This window comes from Lysinibacillus sp. FSL M8-0355, assembly GCF_038008985.1.
Classification (GTDB): domain Bacteria; phylum Bacillota; class Bacilli; order Bacillales_A; family Planococcaceae; genus Lysinibacillus; species Lysinibacillus fusiformis_D.
This window is the reverse complement of the sequence record NZ_JBBPAI010000001.1, coordinates 3148772-3168008: the sequence shown is the minus strand read 5'-3', so window position 1 is coordinate 3168008 and position 19237 is coordinate 3148772. Positions and strand designations below refer to the sequence as shown.

Here is a 19237-nt window from a genome sequence, read left to right as displayed (position 1 = left end):
ATGGGTTTTGATTTAGCTTTAATTGGTCCAATTGCTGGACTGGTTATTTTATTCATTGTTCTTGCGGTATTCTTTACCTTTGTACCGGTAGCACTGTGGATTTCTGCATTAGCAGCAGGCGTTCGTGTTAGTATTTTCACATTAATTGGGATGCGTTTACGTCGAGTTATCCCTTCTCGAATTGTCAATCCGTTGATTAAAGCACATAAAGCAGGTTTACCTGTTACGATTAATCAGTTAGAGAGTCACTATTTAGCAGGTGGTAATGTTGACCGTGTTGTCAATGCATTAATTGCAGCTCACCGTGCCAATATTGAACTATCTTTTGAACGTTGTGCAGCGATTGATTTAGCTGGTCGAGATGTATTAGAAGCGGTTCAAATGTCTGTTAATCCAAAAGTTATTGAAACACCATTTATTTCAGGTGTAGCAATGAACGGGATTGAAGTTAAAGCAAAGGCACGTATTACAGTGCGTGCAAATATCGAGCGTTTAGTCGGTGGTGCTGGTGAAGAAACAGTTATTGCCCGTGTTGGTGAAGGGATTGTTTCGACAATCGGTTCGGCTGTGCACCATACAGAAGTATTAGAAAATCCTGATATGATTTCACAAACAGTATTATCAAAAGGTTTGGACTCAGGAACAGCCTTTGAAATCTTATCCATTGATATTGCCGACGTAGATATCGGTAAAAACATCGGTGCAGAATTACAGATTGAACAAGCACAGGCGGATAAAAACATTGCTCAGGCAAAAGCTGAAGAACGCCGTGCAATGGCTGTAGCGAATGAGCAGGAAATGATTGCCCGTGTTCAAGAAATGAAGGCGAAAGTAGTAGAGGCTGAAGCAGAAGTACCACAGGCTATGGCTGAAGCATTACGTTCTGGTAATCTTGGCATTATGGATTACATGAATTATCGTAACATTCAAGCGGATACGGCGATGCGCGATTCGATTTCAAAAGTAAGCACTGATAAGCCAGACACGAATGATCCAAATGCTTAAAAACGGAAAGGAGCGGAACTAACATATGGAACAATTAATAATTCTTGCCTTAATTGCCATAGCCAGCTCTATTTTCGGAAAATCAAAAAATAAAAAGCCTCAGAAACAGATGCCTCCTTTTAATAAAGATACAGCGGCAGAGCCTCCAGTTATGGCGGAAACAACGCCGCATCGTGCAGGGAGAGCGCAAAGTTTTGAAGATTTTGCACGAGAGTTTATTGGTGATTGGATTCCTGAAAATGAGAAAGCCGAAGAGCCTAAAAAGTTGGTCGAAGAACAGGTGAAGCAGGAAATACCAAGCTATATGGCCCCGCCAGTTATGCCAACGGATGTTCCTAGTCGTACTTCTATTCGAGAAAGTAGAGGACGTCTAGATGCTGGGAAAAAAGAGGTGCAAACAGTCGGTGCGCCATCGACTTTTCAATTACCTCAATCGAAAAACGATCTCATGCAGGCGATCGTAATGGCTGAAATATTAGGACCACCTAAAGCAAAAAGAAAATAACTAGCATGTCCTCCTTTTTCGATGCATATATTGCCGAAGAAGGAGGCATTTTTTATGAAAAAATTATTTCAATTAACGCCACTACTCGAATTGTTAGAATACGAATCATTAAAAATTATTGGACCTTATCGGTTTATCCATGCAGATGCTACGACCTGTTCGTTTGTTTATGCAGATTATCATATTACTGTCAATGCAGATTCCGTGAAGATTAATGCTCTAAAAGAAGAAATGCTTCATCTCTCTGTTGATAATCTACAGGAGCTTCAGATGAAAAAGGCAAAGAATATGGATGTGAGCTAAAATGTGGAATAATCGGCCTATCATTATACGTATAAAGCGCCATGAAAATGTTCATCCTTTTATTCAAGCATTGCATGCTCAGCATGTTCCGTTAAAGCGTGTAGTCTTTCGTGAGCAAGAAGTTTCCTTTGAAACAACTATGCATTACTTACCAAAAATTCGCCGTGCTCGAAGACAGTTTCGTTTGAAAATGGCTGTTTTTTATGCAGATGAGCTGCAAGTTTTCCGAGCACAGCTTTGGACTTTGCTTGGCTTAACCTTGATGATTGTCATTCCTATTATCTGCGCACAAGTCATTTGGCGAGTGGACATCGAGGCAGCGACACCCGAACTGGAGCAGCGGCTAGGCAAAACCTTTCAAGAGACCTTTCAACTAGAAACACCGCTCTCTAAAAAAAGTTTACCTTCCAATACCATCATACGTCAAAAGCTGTTAGAGCAACATCGAGAGCTATCATGGGTGCATATTGATAAACACGGCGGACGAGTAATACTGAGACCTCAGGAATCACCGAAGCAAACAGAGCAATCGAATGACAAATTAGCTTCGCATTTAGTCGCAACGAAAAGTGGTGTCATTACTCATTTTAATATACAAAATGGTGAACGGAAAATTTCAATAAATGATACAGCCTATGAGGGAGACGTCCTTGTGAGTGGTGTTATTGAAAGTGGTACAGATCAAGTTTATGTTGGGGCTAAGGGAGAGGTATTTGCAGACTATTGGCTTGAATGCTCGTTCAAAATCCCAACAACGATTACAATGGAAACTGTGCAGCAAAAGCAGTGGCGAGTATTGCTAAAGGGGATACACAAAGAAAAAGTAGATTATGTACAAAAGAAGGATTTACCGAATTGGTTAGACCCCTATGTTTCGATTGTAGAGGAACAACAGACAAATACGATGCAAGTGGAGCTTGATGAATCGAAAATAGAGTCATTGCTAATCCCTCTACTGCATGAAAAAGTGTTACGTTCGTTACCTGCAAAAACAATGATCAAGAAAGAAAACCTTTTACAGGCAAAGTGGGAGAATGGTACAGTTGAAGGGAAAGTTCTATTTTTAGTCAATGAAAACATTGCAAGTCCAATACAAGGCCTACAAGGAGAATGATTATGTCAGAACAGTTAACTGTATTACAGGTGGATAATCCAAACGAAGCGGTTATGCTACTCGGTATTTCAGATGCAAATATGAAATTAGTCGAAGAAGCACTAAATGTTCATATCATTACGCGCGGTGAGCAAATTCAGCTGGCTGGTGAAGAAAATGCTAAGGAGCAGGCAACCTTACTTCTGCATGCACTATTGAAGGTCATTCGCAAAGGAATTAATATTGATCAACGGGATGTTACAACAGCGATTGAAATGATACAAAAAGGCACGATTGAATATTTTGCAGAACTTTATGATGAAGAAATAGCACGCACGACGAAAGGCAAGCCAATCCGTGCAAAAACAATTGGTCAACGAGAATACATACAAGCAATCCGTCATAAAGACGTTGTTTTTGGTATTGGTCCAGCCGGTACTGGGAAAACGTATTTAGCGGTAGTCATGGCAACACAGGCACTTAAAAATGGGCATGTAAAGCGAATTATTTTAACTCGCCCTGCTGTTGAAGCAGGAGAGTCTCTAGGATTTCTGCCAGGAGATTTAAAGGAAAAGGTAGATCCTTATCTTAGACCTCTCTACGACGCTTTAAACGACATTTACGGGGCTGAACAAACACAAAGACTGATTGAACGCGGAACAATAGAAATCGCGCCATTAGCTTATATGCGTGGTCGTACATTAGATGATGCCTTTGTTATTTTGGATGAGGCTCAAAATACAACACATCAGCAAATGAAAATGTTTTTAACACGTCTAGGCTTCGGTTCTAAAATGGTCATTACAGGTGATAAAACGCAAATTGACCTACCTAAAAATACGGAATCTGGCTTGATTGTAGCAGAGCGTACATTAAAATATGTAAAATCCATACATTTCCAAGTATTAGAACAAGGCGATGTCGTACGCCACCCAATCGTAGCCAAAATCATCCAAGCCTACGAAGAACAGCAACTTTAGAATTGCGAAGCAATTCTAAAGTCTGCCCCGTAAGCGAAGCGTCAGGGGCAACGAGGTTTAAAAAGTCTGCCCCGTAAGCGAAGCGTCAGGGGCAACGAGGTTTAAAAAGTCTGCCCCGTAAGCGAAGCGTCAGGGGCAACGAGGTTTAAAAAATCTGCCCGGCAAGCGAAGCGTCAGGGGCAACAAGGTTTAAAAAGTCTGCCCCGCAAGCGAAGCGCCAGATGTGATAGTGTTTTAAAATCATCATTACAAAGCAAAAAGCTAAACTACGAAATTAATCAAAATATGGGAAAAAATGTGACGGCTATGCAAAATTGTATAGCTGTTTTTTGCTTTCTTATACATTTTTCGAGAAAAATGTATGTTGAATTGGTATGATAGTAGGTAGATAGAGGAGGTGCCAAATGGAGAAACAACTTCGAAAATTTACAGAGCTTATCGGTTTTCGCTACTTTATTATCATCATTCTCATTTTAACAGGCGGCCTACAGTTTGCGTTTATGTATGGCAATGTTAAGGGAGTTACATATGATTTCAAACCACTACAGCTTGCGCCTGAAACCGTACGATCTACCAAAACGATTGAAGACACTTATAAGACGCAGCTAGAGCGGGAAAAAGCCGCCAATGCAGTGGATTCAGTCTATCAATTTTCGGAGGATGTCGCCAAGCAAAGAGCAGCGATTGTAACATCATTGTTTGATTATGTACTAGAAGTGAAAAAGGATGTTGCAAACAGTAAGGAACCTATACCTATTGCCGATCAAGTTGCACAGCTTCGCAAAAAATTCGAATCAATAGATGAAGACCAGATGCCATTAATCTTTACAGATTCACAGTTGGAAGGTCTGTTAGTGCAAAGTGATGAAGATTTAAACAGAACTAGTACGCAATTATCCAAATTTGTAGAGGACTATTTACAAAAGTCTATCCGACCTGAAAATGTCTTTGTGGCTCAAAATGATTTTGAGACAAAGATTCGAGGGCAACGAGGGTATCCTGATAAAATATTCAATACAGTCGTGTTAATAGGGCGTACAAGTATTATTGAAAATGAAACGATTAACGAAGACCAAACGAAAATTCGCAAAGAGCAGGCGAAGGAAAGCGTCGAGCCGACACGAATCTTACAAGGACAAATCATTGTGCAGGAAGGTCAAATTATTGATAATGAGGCTTACCGACAATTAGAGCTATTGGGTATGGTAAGTAATAAAGCATCCTTGAAGCCAATTGCTGGACTTATTATTTTAACGCTACTGCAAATGATGTTTATGTATATTTTATTTGAGCGTTGGGATGCTGACGAACGAAAAAAACGCAATGCCTTATTAGTGACAGTGATTGTTTATACGTTGTCAATCCTGCTCATGAAATTTATTAGCTTAGTATCTGGTGGCTTTGATGTAACGATTGCCTTTCTGTTCCCGACGGCATTAGCTACAATGCTTGTACGATTATTAGCGGATGAACGAGCAGCTGTGCTCATTACCGTTATGACCGCAGCCTCAGCAGGTGTTATTTTTCAAGAAGGCTATTCATCTGTTATGCAAATGGAAATTACGTTGTATATTATTTTTGGAGGGCTTGCAAGCCTGTTCTTTTTGCGTAGTGTGGAAAAACGCTCACATATTTTACATGCAGTTGGTGTGATTTCCCTTGTCAACATGGCATTTATCGCCTTTTATTTACTCATGACACAATCATCCTACGGCTTGCCAGAATTAGTGTTTTACTTGATTGCAGCTATGTTATCTGCCTTGCTTTCAGGGGCATTAACAATGGGACTTTTACCATTCTTTGAGTCAGCATTTAGCTTATTATCGTCGCTGCGTTTAATTGAGCTATCCAATCCTAATCATCCTTTATTAAAAAAATTACTAATGGAAGCACCAGGGACATATCATCATAGTGTAATGGTAGCGAATTTAGCAGAAGCTGCCTGTGAAGAAATTGGTGCAGATGGTTTACTAGCGCGTGTTGGTTGTTATTATCATGATATAGGTAAAACAAAGCGTCCTGCCTTTTTCATTGAAAATCAAATGTCAGGTATTAATCCGCATGATTCTTTACCGCCTGAGACAAGTGCAGAAATTATTATCGCCCATACAACAGATGGAGCCGACATGTTAAAACGCTATAAAATGCCGCAAGAAATTATCGATATCGCTTTACAACATCATGGTACAAGTTTATTAAAGTTCTTCTTGTTTAAAGCGAAGGAACAAGGAAAAAGCATTGATGAGGCAAAGCTCCGTTATCCAGGTCCAAAACCACAAACTAAGGAAGCAGCGGTTATTAGTGTTGCTGACAGTGTTGAGGCAGCAGTTCGTTCAATGAAAGAGCCGAATGCTGAAAAAATCCATAAGCTAGTACGAGCGATCATTGATGATCGTGTACAGGATAATCAGTTTGATGAATGCGATATTTCGATAAAAGAGTTAAAATGTATAGAGAGAGTTCTTTGTGAAACGTTGAATGGTATTTTCCACTCACGTATTGAATATCCAAAGGCAGATAAGTAGGAGGATCTATGATTTTAACAATTGATTTTACAGATGAAACAAATGAAGTGGCTACACCACGTACAGAGCTTGTTGAAAAGCTTTTACAGCATGCAGCGAGTATTGAAAATATTGAGCCAGAAACTGAGGTTTCAGTGACGTTTGTAACGAATGAGACGATTCAAGATATTAACCGTGAGTATCGTGGCAAGGATCAGCCTACAGATGTCATTTCCTTTGCGTTAGAGGAGCTAGGGGAAGGGGAAATCGAGGTAACTTTTGAAGGAATGCCACGTGTACTAGGTGATATTATCATTTCTACAGACCGTGCCAAAGAGCAGGCTGAGGAATACAATCATTCCTTTGAACGAGAATTAGGTTTTTTAGCTGTACATGGTTTTTTACATTTGCTTGGTTATGACCATATGGAGCCAGAAGAAGAGAAAAAAATGTTTACAAAGCAAGATGAAATTTTACAAACTTTCGGCTTAGGGCGAGACTAAATGGATTTGCGCAAATACTTGCGATCTTTTGGCTATGCATTAGAGGGCATTATCACAGCAAGTAAAGAACAAAATTTAAAATCACATATAATTAGTGCAATCATTGTTATAATGGCTGGTTATTGGACAGGTTTATCTCGTATGGAATGGTATATTGTGCTACTATTAATAGCACTAATGTTTGCGCTGGAAATGATCAATACAGCGATCGAACGGGCGGTTGATTTAGCTTCCCCAGAGATACATCCACTTGCTAAGCAGGCGAAAGATATTGCGGCAGGTGCAGTGCTTGTATTTGCGCTATTCAGTGCTATAATCGGATTACTCATCTTTCTGCCAAAATGGTTTTAATGGAAATGAGTGTCTTCTTAATGAAAATAAACCATAATGTGAGGGAGAATTTGTATAGATGACAGTGGATATGCAAGGATTATTAGAGGAATCGAAAAAAGCACGTGAAAAAGCCTATGTTCCATACTCGAAATTTAAAGTTGGTGCAGCTCTTTTAACAAAAGAGGGAGAGGTTATTCATGGCTGTAATATTGAAAATGCAGGCTATAGTATGACGAATTGTGCGGAGCGTACAGCGTTCTTTAAAGCTGTATCAGAGGGTATTTATGAATTCGAAGCCATAGCCATTGTTGCTGATACGGACGGGCCATGCGCACCGTGTGGAGCATGTCGTCAGGTAATGATGGAGTTTTGTGCGCCAACTATGCCTGTTTATTTAACGAACTTAAAAGGTGATGTGACGGTAACGTCGGTAGGCGAATTACTACCGTTTGCATTTACGACGGAGGATTTAGAGAATGCAGGAAACTAACAATGGCTACAAGTCAGGCTTTATCTCCATTATTGGTCGTCCAAATGTAGGAAAATCGACATTTTTAAATCGTGTCATTGGCCAAAAAATTGCGATCATGAGTGATAAGCCACAAACAACACGAAATAAAGTACAAGGTGTACTGACAACAGATGATAGCCAAATGATTTTTATTGATACACCAGGTATTCACAAACCAAAACATAAACTAGGCGATTTCATGCTGAAAGTTTCTAAAAATACATTGCGTGAAGTGGATGTTATTATGTTTATGGTCAATGCTGAGCAAAAACTTGGTAAAGGCGATGAATTCATTTTAGAATTGTTGGCGGGGAATCCGACGCCTGTCTTTTTGGTCATCAATAAAATTGATGCCATTCATCCAGACGAATTAATAGGGATTATTGAGAACTATAAAGAGCGCTATAATTTTGCAGAAATTGTACCGATTTCAGCACTACAAGGGAATAATGTAGAAAATTTATTAGCGACGTTAGCAAAATATTTACCAGAAGGACCACAATATTACCCAGCAGATCAAGTGACGGATCATCCTGAGCGATTTATCATCTCAGAGCTGATACGCGAAAAAGTTTTACATTTAACACGTGAAGAAATTCCCCACTCGATTGCAGTGGTGATTGATAAAATTCGCCGTGATGAAGAAAATGCTGACAAAATTCATGTGGCCGCGACGATTATTGTGGAGCGCGATTCTCAAAAAGGCATTGTCATTGGGAAACGTGGAGCCTTGCTGAAAGAAGTAGGGACACGTGCACGAAAGGATATTGAAATGCTGTTAGGCTCAAAAGTCTATTTAGAGCTATGGGTTAAGGTACAAAAAGATTGGCGTAATAAATCTACACATTTACGCGATTTTGGATTCCGTGATGATGAATATTAAGTTGTTGTGATCCTAATCCAGCAGCGTTTATCGGGTGAATTTCTTAGCAGATGTTCAAACGCCTGCTGAATTAAAAATATAGACTTCAGCAGATGTTATAGATTGCCTCCTGGAGGTCTTTTTTCAAATCGTCTGCTCAGTAAAATCTGAGTGTAATTGAGAGGTATTACTTTGAGCTGTCCAAAGCATTTTGGATAGCTCTCTTTTCTTGGATAGCTCTTTTAGGAAAGGAGGAGAACTATGCTTCATAAATGGGAAGGCATTGTATTAAAGGTACGTGCTTATGGGGAATCCAATAAAATTGTCACTCTGCTAACACGAGAAGCTGGCAAAGTGGCTACAATGGCTAGGGGGGCAAAAAAGCCTTCTAGTCGATTGGCGTCCGTCACACAACCCTTTACCTATGGCATGTTTATGGTGCAACATCATACTGGTATGGGGACATTACAACAAGGAGAGCATTTGAACTCGATGCGTCATATTCGTGAAGATATTATGGCCACTGCCTATGCTAGCTATATCATGGAACTGGTGGAACGTGTCGTGGAAGAAGGGAAACCAGAGCCATTTGCTTTTGATGTATTATTACACGCATTACAAGCAATTGAGGAAGGTTATGATCCCGAAGCTATCACACTATTTGTTGAGTGGAAAATGTTACCCTATACAGGTGTGCAACCTATTTTACATGCCTGTGCTGCGTGTGGTGCTGTCGATGGGGAATTTGCTTTTTCCTTTGCACAAGGAGGGTTTTTATGTCATCGCTGTTATCAGTATGACCCCTATATCATTCGTTTAACACCAACACAACTGAAGCTTATACGTATGTTTTATACTGTTCCAATCGATCAAATCGGAAAAATAGAGCTAAAAAAAGAAACAAAATATTTCATCAAAAAAATTATTACAACCATCTATGAAGAACAAACAGGTATCCGCTTTAAGACGAAAAAATTTATTGAGCAACTAGAGCGAACGCCTGAATTGCAAATACGATCTAAAAATGAAATGCCAGAAGACTCATAATGTTCTTCTGGCATTTTGTGCTATTAAAAAATTATTTCAGATATCAAATTCATATAGAAAAGCCCATTGTCCAGCAATTTTTTTACTTTCCACATAGAGATAGACTGTTTCCTCGTTTTTACCTGTTAGATGAAGAATGGCAATACCTTCTGTTTTTGGTGTAACATGTAGTTGTCCATTAAGAATAGTTGCTTTTACAGGCGCTGGCTCAAAGTCAAAAACTTCAAGAGCTACACTAGCTGGCTCGAAAGGTAATACTGGCGTTGATAGTGTTAATTCGTCAGTTAAATGGTACAAATCAATACCGCGAACAAAGTCATAGGCATACACATCAGCCGCCATCTTTTGTTGCTGTGTCCCATCTGAAAATGTAACAATGAACTGTCCATTTTTCGAGATAGATAATGTTTGATCATCCTGATTAAAGCTGTATAAATTCGATGCAAGTGCCTGCCCGTTCATATTTTGAACTGTTACCTCAGTTGGCACGAATGGTAAATTACTTTCTGCTAAATCAAGTGGTGAATTTTCTGTATAATCCTCTTCCTTTACTTCCTCAAGCGTTACCTTCAGCTTTCCATTGACATTTTTCACATGAACTAAATAAAAAATAGTTGTAAAGTCCTCTGAATCATCAGTAAATCCAGTAATCACTAATTTGCCCGTACCTTCTTTTATAGGGGTAATCATGATAGACTCTGTCATATCTTCCTCTTCAGTCCATGTGAAAATATCCTCTGCTGGCTCAAGGCCACCATAAGACGCAAAGATATAGTCCTGTTTAAATTGACTTGCATAAACGGTTGCATTGCTTAACATTTTTTCAGCACGTACAACGAAGGCAGCCAATTGGGAACGCTTCACAGGACTCTTTGGACCGTATGTAGTGGCTGACGTTCCTTTTGTAATGCCATTCGCAAATAAAGCTTTAATATGAGGTTCGAATTCAGTTCCTTTTTTGACATCTGTAAATGGCAATTGTGTATTACTTGGACTCGTTAATCCAAAGCCCTTAGCAATCATTTTTGACATTTGTTCGCGTGTAATATTTTGATTTGGGTAGAAGTAACCATTTGCCCCATTAATAATTCCTGCATTGGCTAACGCGGCAATCGCTCCGTAATTTTCATCGCCAGGTTTAATGTCCTTAAATTGAGGATTTTTTACATGAACTGTATCTAACTTTAAAATACCTGCTAAAATTTTCGCAGCTTGTGTGCGTGTAATGGGGTTTGCAGGTTTAAACGTTCCGTCCATATAGCCAGAAATAATGCCACGCTCTGCTAACTGAATGATAGCTTTTCCTTCTTCAGTGGATGGATTAACATCAGGAAAAAATGCTGCATATGCTGGTGGTGCGATAACAATCGCACTTGTTGCTAAGGCAGATGCCATGGCTAGTTGAAATAAACGTTGAGACTTCAATTGAATTCCTCCAAATAGTACAATATAAAATTTTATAGTATGAATGTTTCGTTCAGACCTTCCTATGTATCAGCTCAAACTTCCGGACGATTGAATGTTAAAAAGGGGTGTGTCTTTAGCATGTTAATTATTCATTATTTAACAGCTAATACTAACTATAATACCTTATTTATACCAAAAAGTTGGAACTGCGAATAGAGGAAATATCATCCTTGAGCGTGACATTACTGGTAATTAAATGTTTAACAGCAACGAAAAAACTTGATTTGCCTCTTGAACTATACATCTATATGGAGAGAGTTGGATAGGTCAATAGTAGCATCGTTGGTTATACTTTAAGGGAATGAGAGGCGGATTGTAAATGAATAAAATTTCAATTTTTACAAATTAAAATGATTATAGAAAATTAGTTTTATATAATAAAGTTATGATTGTGAAATTTGAGTAAAGGGTCTATTTGACTTTTTATTAATTTTTATTTCGATGATAAATGAAAAATAATAGGTAAAAGGTTTTGTGTTTTTCTTTAGTTTTCAATATATTAATAGTAGAAACCGATCACTTGAGTCCCATATACTAGTTGAAAAGGTATTTTAACCTATGATATTGTAATAAATATAGATAATCGTATTTATATTTTAAAAATATAATTTAGTCGTTTCATCCCCATCGACACAAATGTACGCTAGATCAATTTAGACATGCCTATGAAATGGAAGCCTCTATCAGCAAAACGTATTTTATCTTGATTCAGCAAATGTTTTTTTGTATCAAAAGCACAACATTAGGTACAAAAGCCTCCCTCTCTATAGGGAAAAATAAATGCTTGTTTTGCTTTTTTTAACGGGTGTTTAAACACTGGTTGAATCAAGATAAAGCCTCCGCTAGATGTCACGGTTTTAAAAAAGAAGCTTTTCAAGCAAGCTTGGAAAAATCAGGACATATTCATCTGTGCGAAAGCGAGGAGTCATTGATACGTTATCAGAATAACGCAGTCCTATGGAAGAAGGAGGGAGTCACATAGTGCTTAGTACATTGCGTATGTGGCAGAAAATATGCTACGAAAAGTAACCTTAAGTATTCAGGAAGTTGAAGCGAATGATATATTAGCTGAAGATATTTTCTCAGACTATCGTCTATTAGCTAAAAAAGATTTAGTTTTAACGGAGCGAATTATTGCCTTACTTAAACTTCGAAAAGTAGATGAATTGTCAGTCTATTTACCATCTGATTCAGTTCGAGTTGTTCATGATTTAAGTATTCAACGAACAAGAGAATATGAAGATTTATTTGCTCCATTAATTGAAAAAACTGAACCAGTAGATGAATATAAAGAAACGGTAAGTCAGCTTTTTATGACAACGTTGGAGAATGTTGTGCATGAATTACGATATGGACAAATACTGAAAAGCATGCAAGATACGGCTTATGTACGTGGTGTTTTTGAAAAAATTTTAGAAAAAAAACATCGCTATGAGCTACTTATGCGCTTAAAGGAATGGGATGAATATTCATTTGTCCACTCATTTGATGTATTTGTGTTAGGGACAATCTTTGCTAGATATCTAGGTTTAACGGATATTGAAACATTAGCAAGAGGTTATTTATTCCACGATATTGGGAAGGTCTTTATACCGCAGGAAATATTAAATTTAAAGCGCAAACTCTCTGAAGATGAGTTTGAAATCGTCAAAACACATACAACAAAAGGTTATGACTTACTAATAGAATATCAGGAGGAAGACATTGCCTATTTAGCGAGAGATCATCATGAACGCTTTGCAGGGAAGGGCTATCCAAATCAACTTTGTGCAGATGAAATGAGTGACGGTGTGCAATTATTACAAATTATTGATGTGTATTCAGCCATGACATCGAAAAGAGTCTACCATGTTGGCTACGGTGCTACAGATGCATTAGCTGTTTTATACAGGGATCGTCATTTATATAATGAGAACTTTATGCATAAGTTTGTTGAATGTTTAGGCATTTACCCAGTCAACTCGGTTGTTATGCTATCGGATAATCGTAGTGCACAAGTAGAGCTAGTTTATGATTTATTTCCGACATTACCAAAGGTGAGGTTGCTAGATGAGCAAAAATCTATGAACTTGCCTTTAAACTATAGTGTGAAAATTACGAAGATGATTGACTACAGGGCGAATAGCTTCGAAGAGATTTTTAACTTATTTGTGGAGCAATTAATCCGCTGTGATGAGAATAATCTGAGAATTCATTTTAGTAAATTAATTGATCATTTACATCCTAAAGAAATTGTCTTAAAAATTTTCTTACCAGCGTTTCGTATACTACGTTTGCTAACACGAGAAATACAAACAGATATGACGAAATATAGAAATTCTATTAGTATCTTAAAAAAGCTATTAGAAGAGCAATTAAATGTATTATATATGGATTATCAGCATGAACAAACGACCATTTTAGTGGTGGAGTCTTCCTTACGTGAAAATTTCTTCATTAAACTTGTGCAAAGTATTTTGTATATCGATAAAATAGTACCTTTCTTTATCAATCCAGGTGATGATCAACGTATTACACAATTGATGGGGCATTGTGATGTCAATGTCGCCTATTTTATTGAAGAGGAACAAACTGTTGACAAACGAGTTCGTCCAATGCGAGAAGGTGCCTTTCTTTATTATTCATTAGCTGATATTGAAGAGATACTAGTGAGCTTAGTAGGGATGAGCATGAAAAAGTTTTCATTCGAGGAAAAAATGCAAGAGCGCTTATTTTCCACATATAAAGCATAAAAAGAGGGAGTTGCCAGACTGGCTACTCCCTCTTTTGTTCAGCAAAACGATTAGAATTGAAGATGTTTTTCGATATATGCTTTTACTTCTGCAATTGGCATACGAACTTGCGTCATAGAATCGCGATGACGTACTGTTACTTGGCCATCCTCTTTTGAGTCAAAATCGTATGTGATACAGAATGGTGTACCAATTTCATCCTGACGGCGGTAACGTTTACCGATTGATTGTGATTCATCAAAATCAACAGGGAACGCTTTGCGGAGCTCTGCCCAAACATCTGCCGCTTCATCAGATAATTTTTTAGAAAGCGGTAGAACAGCAGCTTTAAATGGTGCTAGTGCAGGGTGGAAACGTAAAACTGTACGTTTATCGTCACCTTCTAGCTCTTCTTCATCATAGGCATCACATAGGAATGCTAATGTGACACGGTCAGCCCCTAAAGATGGCTCAATACAATAAGGAACATAACGTTCGTTTGATACAGGATCGATATAAGTGAAATCTTCACCTGAGTGTTCCATATGTTGTTTTAAGTCATAATCTGTACGGTCAGCTACGCCCCAAAGCTCTCCCCAACCGAATGGGAATTTGAATTCGATATCTGTTGTAGCATTTGAGTAGTGAGATAGCTCATCATCTTCATGGTCGCGAAGACGCATAGATTCTTCTTTCATGCCTAAGTTTAGTAACCAATTTTTACAGAATTCTTTCCAATAGGCGTGCCATTGGAGATCTTCGCCAGGTTTGCAGAAGAATTCTAGCTCCATTTGCTCGAATTCACGTGTACGGAATGTGAAGTTACCAGGTGTAATTTCGTTACGGAAAGATTTACCGATTTGTGCGATACCAAATGGTGTACGTTTACGCATAGAACGTTGAACGTTTTTGAAGTTCACGAAAATACCTTGTGCCGTTTCGGGACGTAAATAAATTTCGTTTGTAGAAGATTCCGTCACACCTTGGAACGTTTTAAACATTAGGTTGAATTGACGAATATCTGTAAAATCCGCTTTTCCGCAATCCGGACATACTACGTCATATTTAATCATTGTTTCTTTCATTTGATCGAATGTCATACCATCCACAATGATTTCATCGCCTTTTGCTAATGCAGCATCCTCGATAATTTTATCTGCGCGATGACGAGCCTTACATGATTTACAGTCGATCATTGGGTCGTTGAAGTTACCAACATGACCAGAAGCAACCCATGCTTTTGGGTTCATTAAGATCGCAGCATCAATACCTACATTGTGTTCTGATTCTTGAACGAATTTTTGCCACCATGCTTTTTTAATATTGTTTTTTAATTCGACACCTAGTGGACCGTAATCCCAAGTGTTTGCTAAACCACCATAGATTTCAGAACCAGGGAAGACAAAGCCTCGATGTTTTGCTAATGATACGATGGTTTCCATTGATTTGTTAGCCATAAAAATAGCCTCCTTCTAAGTTTTTCTTATTGTTCTTTTAGCGGTAAAACGCTAAAGTTATTTCATCTAGTAGTAACTAAATGAAAATAGCACCCGTCTCCGGGCACAATGCATGCCCAGGGACGAGTGCTAAGACCCGCGGTTCCACCCTGATTGTTTTAAACGAATGTTTAAAACCTCTTTTCAAAAAGTTAGCTCAAGGAGTGCCTTTTCTCTGTTGCTGTGTAGACTTTCACCATCTTCTACTCGCTATTGAATGGAACAGATACTTTTTTCCCATCATCGCCTGTATAACGCAATTTTGCTCGAAAATACAGATAGAGCAAGCGTATGTGTCAATATTGTAGCATGCAGTTCTTTAATTCGCAATAATTATTAAAATAGTATATAATAATTGAGCATAAGTATAACACTATTAGATTTGAGGCGGTGAGTCCAATCGAACTCAATAAACGTCAGGAAGACATTTTACAGATTGTGAAAGAAAATGGCCCTATTACCGGGGAACATATTGCGGAACGTCTCAATCTGACACGAGCAACTTTAAGACCAGATTTAGCGATTCTAACGATGGCAGGATTTTTAGATGCGAGACCAAGAGTTGGTTATTTTTATTCAGGTAAAAAAACATCCATTAATTTATTGGATAGTATTCACAATTTAAAAGTGAAAGACTTTCATTCAGGTCCTGTCGTGGTCCCGGAAACAATGACGGTTTATGATGCAATTTGCTTTATGTTTTCAGAAGATGTTGGTACACTCTTTGTCGTAGATAAGAATGAGTTTTTGACAGGCGTACTATCTCGCAAAGATTTACTACGTACAAGTATTGGTACGCAGGATTTAAATAAAATTCCAGTACATATTATTATGACACGTATGCCAAATATTTCGTACTGTGAAAGATCAGATTCATTAGTTGTTGCAGCGAACAAGCTTATTGAACGAGAAGTTGATTCGCTACCAGTAGTTGAACCACAGGAGGGTGGTTTAACCATAGTAGGTCGTCTTACAAAAACAACGATTACACGAGCTTTCTTATCTCTTGCACAAAACGTCTAAATTAGAAGGAGAGCTGCATGAAAAAACTACGCGTATTTGTTGTATCTGATTCTGTCGGCGAAACTGGTGATCAAGTTGCCAAAGCGGTTATTAGCCAGTTCCGACCGGGTTTGGAAAATACTGTGATTCGTCGGTTTCCTCACATTCAGTCCGAGGAGCTAATCCGTAAAATTGTTTTCCTTGCAGCCCAACAACGAGCATTTATCGTCTATACATTAGTTCGTCAAGAAATGCGTAAATTATTACATGATTTATGTGAGCAAGAAAAAATTCAGGCAGTAGATATTTTAGGACCAGCCTTACAAACTATGGCAACCTTTATGGAAGAAAACCCATTAGAAACGCCAGGGATTGTTCATATGTTGGATGATGATTATTTTAAAAAAATTGAAGCCATTGAATTTGCGGTAAAATATGATGATGGCAGAGATCCACGTGGGTTATTACAGGCTGATATCGTACTCGTAGGCGTATCAAGAACATCCAAAACACCACTTTCACAGTATTTAGCCCATAAAAAATATAAGGTGGCAAATGTTCCTTTAGTACCAGAGGTAGAGCCACCGGAAGAGCTTTTACAAATAGATCCGAAAAAATGCTTTGGCTTAATCATTTCACCTGAAAAGTTAAACTTTATCAGAAGAGAAAGATTAATGTCACTCGGATTAAATGATGATGCTATCTATGCACAACATGAACGGATTTTAGATGAGATACAACATTTTGAAAAAATTGTCGGTAAAATAGGTTGTCAAGTTATTGATGTGACTAATAAAGCTGTCGAAGAGACTGCAAATACGATCATTGAACATATTTTTACTCGTAAATAAGATGGAAATTTAAACCACCTCGGTTAGTAGAGGCGGTTTTTTTGAGTGTATTTTGAAAATAGTATAGATAAAAACTAATTTTTGTTTTATAATAATAAAATTGTGGTAAAAATATTTATAAGAGAAAAATCCTAATTTTTTGTCGAGAAATAAAGGAATTTTAAAACGAATAGCGAATTGTGTTTCTAGAACGCAAATATTAAAGATGGTGATGGATTTGGCAGGGAAGATTCCAGAAGAAGTAATTGAACAGATTCGTACACAATCGGATATCGTTGATGTGATTAGTGAATACATGCAGCTGACCAAGCGTGGGCGAAATTGGTTTGGCCTCTGTCCATTTCATGGAGAGCAAACACCGTCTTTTTCTGTATCAACAGACAAGCAAATCTTTCATTGCTTTGGTTGTGGTGCAGGGGGGAATGCTATTACTTTTGTAATGGATATAGAAGGCATTTCTTTTCCTGATGCCGTTGTGAAACTTGGGGAACGTGCTGGCATACACTTAGATGTTGAGCCAAGCTTTCCAGAGGGAACAAAAAAGATATCTAAAGCAGAAGAAAGGATGAAAGAAGCACACGCTTTTGCAGCAGATTTTTTTCATCATCTACTGTTGAATACAGAGGATGGCGAAGAACCTTTAAATTATTTGCTAGAAAGAGGATTTACAAGGGAACTTATAGAATCTAATAACATTGGTTGGTCTCTCCCAAGCTTTGAAGCATTAACAATATTGCTTGAAAGAAAAGGTTATAACTTACAAGAAATTGCGGAAAGTGGCCTCATCATTAAGCGAGAGGGAGAAGAACGCTACTTTGATCGCTTTAGAGGACGTATTATGTTTCCGATTCGAGATGAGAATGGTAAAATTATTGCCTTCTCAGGTCGAATACTTACATCAACTGGTGAAGAAGCGAAATATTTAAATAGTCCAGAATCACCAATATTTCAAAAAAGTGAAGTGCTTTATAACCTAGATAAAGCACGAACTTCTATCAGAAAAAATCGTCAAGTAGTATTGATGGAAGGTTTTATGGATGTTTTAGCGGCCAACTCTGTAGGTGTCATGAATGTGGTTGCGACAATGGGAACTTCGCTAACAAATCAGCATATCACAAAGCTAAAACGCTTAGTAGAGCAAATTACGATTTGCTATGATGGTGATAATGCTGGATTTGATGCAGCGAAACGAGCGGCGCAATTACTGCATACGGAGCGCATGAAAGTCGATATTGCTGTATTGCCAGAAAAATTAGATCCTGATGAATACATTCACTCTTTAGGTGGACAAGCATTTAAGGAACAAATTTTGGAAAATCCTCATGCGTATATTGCTTTTATGATGATGCATGCTAGACGCAATAAGAACTTTCAATTTGAAAATGATACGCTTCAGTATATTCAAGAAGTCCTTGAACAACTAGTAGGGAGATCCTCACCAGTTGAACGAGATTTGTATATACGACAGTTATCAAATGAAACCAATATATCGGAAGAAGCCATTTATGCTCAATTCCGAAAGTTGGAGGCTAATCAGGTACGTTCTGCAAAATCAGAAATGCCTACACAGATGCCTTCAATGCCAGTCACGCAGCAGCAAAAGCCTATGGACGCAGCCGAACGTGCCGAACGTTTATTACTGGCTCATATGCTTCATAATATAGATGTAGTGGACAGGGTATTACGTAGTGAGCAAAAGGAGCCATTTGTACGAGATGCTTATATGGCTGTTTTTGTTCGCTTAGTAGGGTTTTATGAGGAATATGGTCATCCTGATTATCAACGCTTTGTGGAAATTTTGGATGACGCTGAATTACGAAAAATTGTCATGGAAGCAGCTTTAGTTGAGCGAGATCCTGATCAAGCAGAGGCAGAGGTAATGGACTCCATCCGTCAGCTTCAAAAATATAGAATTGAGCAAGAAATTTATCAAAAGATGCATGATTCAAAGGAAGCGGAGAAGATGCATGAGTATGCACGTGCACTTGAAATCGCCCAACAGATTATTCATTTAAGAAAATCGTTATCGGCGATTTAACCCGATTCGGTTGTTTAGAAGGAGGA

At 38.2% G+C, this 19237-nt stretch carries 17 protein-coding genes; 15 read left to right on the top strand and 2 right to left on the bottom strand.

Going from position 1 to position 19237, the window contains the following annotated elements:
• From floA to recO, 11 genes are all read left to right on the top strand, one after another.
• On the top strand, positions 1–1005 hold the full coding sequence (gene floA, locus MKY46_RS15345; protein ID WP_036121665.1) for a flotillin-like protein FloA: 1005 nt from the start codon (positions 1–3) through the stop codon (positions 1003–1005).
• Between the two features lie 25 nt (positions 1006–1030).
• Entirely contained in the window at positions 1031–1510 is a 480-nt protein-coding gene (locus MKY46_RS15340) for a hypothetical protein (RefSeq protein WP_340834704.1), read from the top strand.
• A gap of 54 nt (positions 1511–1564) precedes the next feature.
• Positions 1565–1813, top strand: a complete 249-nt coding sequence (locus MKY46_RS15335) for a hypothetical protein (protein ID WP_036121657.1) — start codon at positions 1565–1567, stop codon at positions 1811–1813.
• Position 1814: 1 nt separating this feature from the next.
• Complete coding sequence (locus MKY46_RS15330; RefSeq protein ID WP_340834702.1) at positions 1815–2927, top strand: sporulation protein YqfD; 1113 nt, start codon at positions 1815–1817, stop codon at positions 2925–2927.
• Positions 2928–2929: 2 nt separating this feature from the next.
• Entirely contained in the window at positions 2930–3886 is a 957-nt protein-coding gene (locus MKY46_RS15325; RefSeq protein ID WP_036121651.1) for a PhoH family protein, read from the top strand.
• A gap of 404 nt (positions 3887–4290) precedes the next feature.
• Complete coding sequence (locus tag MKY46_RS15320; protein WP_058844758.1) at positions 4291–6411, top strand: HD family phosphohydrolase; 2121 nt, start codon at positions 4291–4293, stop codon at positions 6409–6411.
• 8 nt (positions 6412–6419) lie between these two features.
• Positions 6420–6893 (top strand): rRNA maturation RNase YbeY, encoded by a 474-nt coding sequence (gene ybeY, locus MKY46_RS15315; RefSeq protein WP_340834700.1) that lies wholly within the window; start codon positions 6420–6422, stop codon positions 6891–6893.
• Positions 6894–7244: a diacylglycerol kinase family protein gene (locus MKY46_RS15310; protein WP_036120529.1), complete on the top strand. Its 351-nt coding sequence runs from the start codon at positions 6894–6896 to the stop codon at positions 7242–7244. It begins immediately after the preceding gene.
• 58 nt (positions 7245–7302) lie between these two features.
• Entirely contained in the window at positions 7303–7716 is a 414-nt protein-coding gene (locus MKY46_RS15305) for a cytidine deaminase (protein WP_080717050.1), read from the top strand.
• Positions 7703–8620 carry a GTPase Era gene (gene era, locus MKY46_RS15300; protein ID WP_340834698.1) on the top strand — a complete coding sequence of 306 codons (918 nt, stop codon included), beginning with the start codon at positions 7703–7705 and terminating at the stop codon, positions 8618–8620. Before MKY46_RS15305 ends, era begins: the two co-directional genes overlap by 14 nt.
• A 240-nt stretch (positions 8621–8860) precedes the next feature.
• On the top strand, positions 8861–9646 hold the full coding sequence (gene recO, locus MKY46_RS15295) for a DNA repair protein RecO (RefSeq protein WP_036120522.1): 786 nt from the start codon (positions 8861–8863) through the stop codon (positions 9644–9646).
• Positions 9647–9682: 36 nt separating this feature from the next.
• Here the strand turns inward: recO and MKY46_RS15290 are convergent, their stop codons facing one another.
• Positions 9683–11071, bottom strand: coding sequence for an S-layer homology domain-containing protein (locus tag MKY46_RS15290; protein ID WP_340834695.1), 1389 nt, complete (start codon positions 11069–11071; stop codon positions 9683–9685).
• A gap of 1055 nt (positions 11072–12126) precedes the next feature.
• Between MKY46_RS15290 and MKY46_RS15285 the strand changes: the two genes are divergently transcribed.
• Complete coding sequence (locus tag MKY46_RS15285) at positions 12127–13845, top strand: HD-GYP domain-containing protein (RefSeq protein WP_089933549.1); 1719 nt, start codon at positions 12127–12129, stop codon at positions 13843–13845.
• A gap of 50 nt (positions 13846–13895) precedes the next feature.
• Here the strand turns inward: MKY46_RS15285 and MKY46_RS15280 are convergent, their stop codons facing one another.
• Entirely contained in the window at positions 13896–15281 is a 1386-nt protein-coding gene (locus MKY46_RS15280; protein WP_036120515.1) for a glycine--tRNA ligase, read from the bottom strand.
• 429 nt (positions 15282–15710) lie between these two features.
• Between MKY46_RS15280 and MKY46_RS15275 the strand changes: the two genes are divergently transcribed.
• From MKY46_RS15275 to dnaG, 3 genes are all read left to right on the top strand, one after another.
• Complete coding sequence (locus MKY46_RS15275; protein WP_036120509.1) at positions 15711–16343, top strand: helix-turn-helix transcriptional regulator; 633 nt, start codon at positions 15711–15713, stop codon at positions 16341–16343.
• Between the two features lie 17 nt (positions 16344–16360).
• Positions 16361–17173: a pyruvate, water dikinase regulatory protein gene (locus tag MKY46_RS15270; protein WP_036120506.1), complete on the top strand. Its 813-nt coding sequence runs from the start codon at positions 16361–16363 to the stop codon at positions 17171–17173.
• A 205-nt stretch (positions 17174–17378) separates the two neighbouring features.
• A complete protein-coding gene (gene dnaG / locus MKY46_RS15265) occupies positions 17379–19211 on the top strand; it encodes a DNA primase (protein WP_340835688.1) in 1833 nt (610 codons plus the stop codon).
• The last annotated feature ends 26 nt before the right edge of the window (positions 19212–19237 follow it).

Coding starts and splice junctions, on each gene's coding strand:
- MKY46_RS15285 (WP_089933549.1), top strand. CDS start 12,127: ATGCTACGAAAAGTAACCTTAAGTATTCAGGAAGTTGAAGCGAATGAT.
- MKY46_RS15270 (WP_036120506.1), top strand. CDS start 16,361: ATGAAAAAACTACGCGTATTTGTTGTATCTGATTCTGTCGGCGAAACT.
- era (WP_340834698.1), top strand. CDS start 7,703: ATGCAGGAAACTAACAATGGCTACAAGTCAGGCTTTATCTCCATTATT.
- dnaG (WP_340835688.1), top strand. CDS start 17,379: ATGGTGATGGATTTGGCAGGGAAGATTCCAGAAGAAGTAATTGAACAG.
- MKY46_RS15335 (WP_036121657.1), top strand. CDS start 1,565: ATGAAAAAATTATTTCAATTAACGCCACTACTCGAATTGTTAGAATAC.
- MKY46_RS15280 (WP_036120515.1), bottom strand. CDS start 15,281: ATGGCTAACAAATCAATGGAAACCATCGTATCATTAGCAAAACATCGA.
- MKY46_RS15325 (WP_036121651.1), top strand. CDS start 2,930: ATGTCAGAACAGTTAACTGTATTACAGGTGGATAATCCAAACGAAGCG.
- MKY46_RS15320 (WP_058844758.1), top strand. CDS start 4,291: ATGGAGAAACAACTTCGAAAATTTACAGAGCTTATCGGTTTTCGCTAC.
- ybeY (WP_340834700.1), top strand. CDS start 6,420: ATGATTTTAACAATTGATTTTACAGATGAAACAAATGAAGTGGCTACA.
- floA (WP_036121665.1), top strand. CDS start 1: ATGGGTTTTGATTTAGCTTTAATTGGTCCAATTGCTGGACTGGTTATT.
- MKY46_RS15310 (WP_036120529.1), top strand. CDS start 6,894: ATGGATTTGCGCAAATACTTGCGATCTTTTGGCTATGCATTAGAGGGC.
- recO (WP_036120522.1), top strand. CDS start 8,861: ATGCTTCATAAATGGGAAGGCATTGTATTAAAGGTACGTGCTTATGGG.
- MKY46_RS15340 (WP_340834704.1), top strand. CDS start 1,031: ATGGAACAATTAATAATTCTTGCCTTAATTGCCATAGCCAGCTCTATT.
- MKY46_RS15305 (WP_080717050.1), top strand. CDS start 7,303: ATGACAGTGGATATGCAAGGATTATTAGAGGAATCGAAAAAAGCACGT.
- MKY46_RS15330 (WP_340834702.1), top strand. CDS start 1,815: ATGTGGAATAATCGGCCTATCATTATACGTATAAAGCGCCATGAAAAT.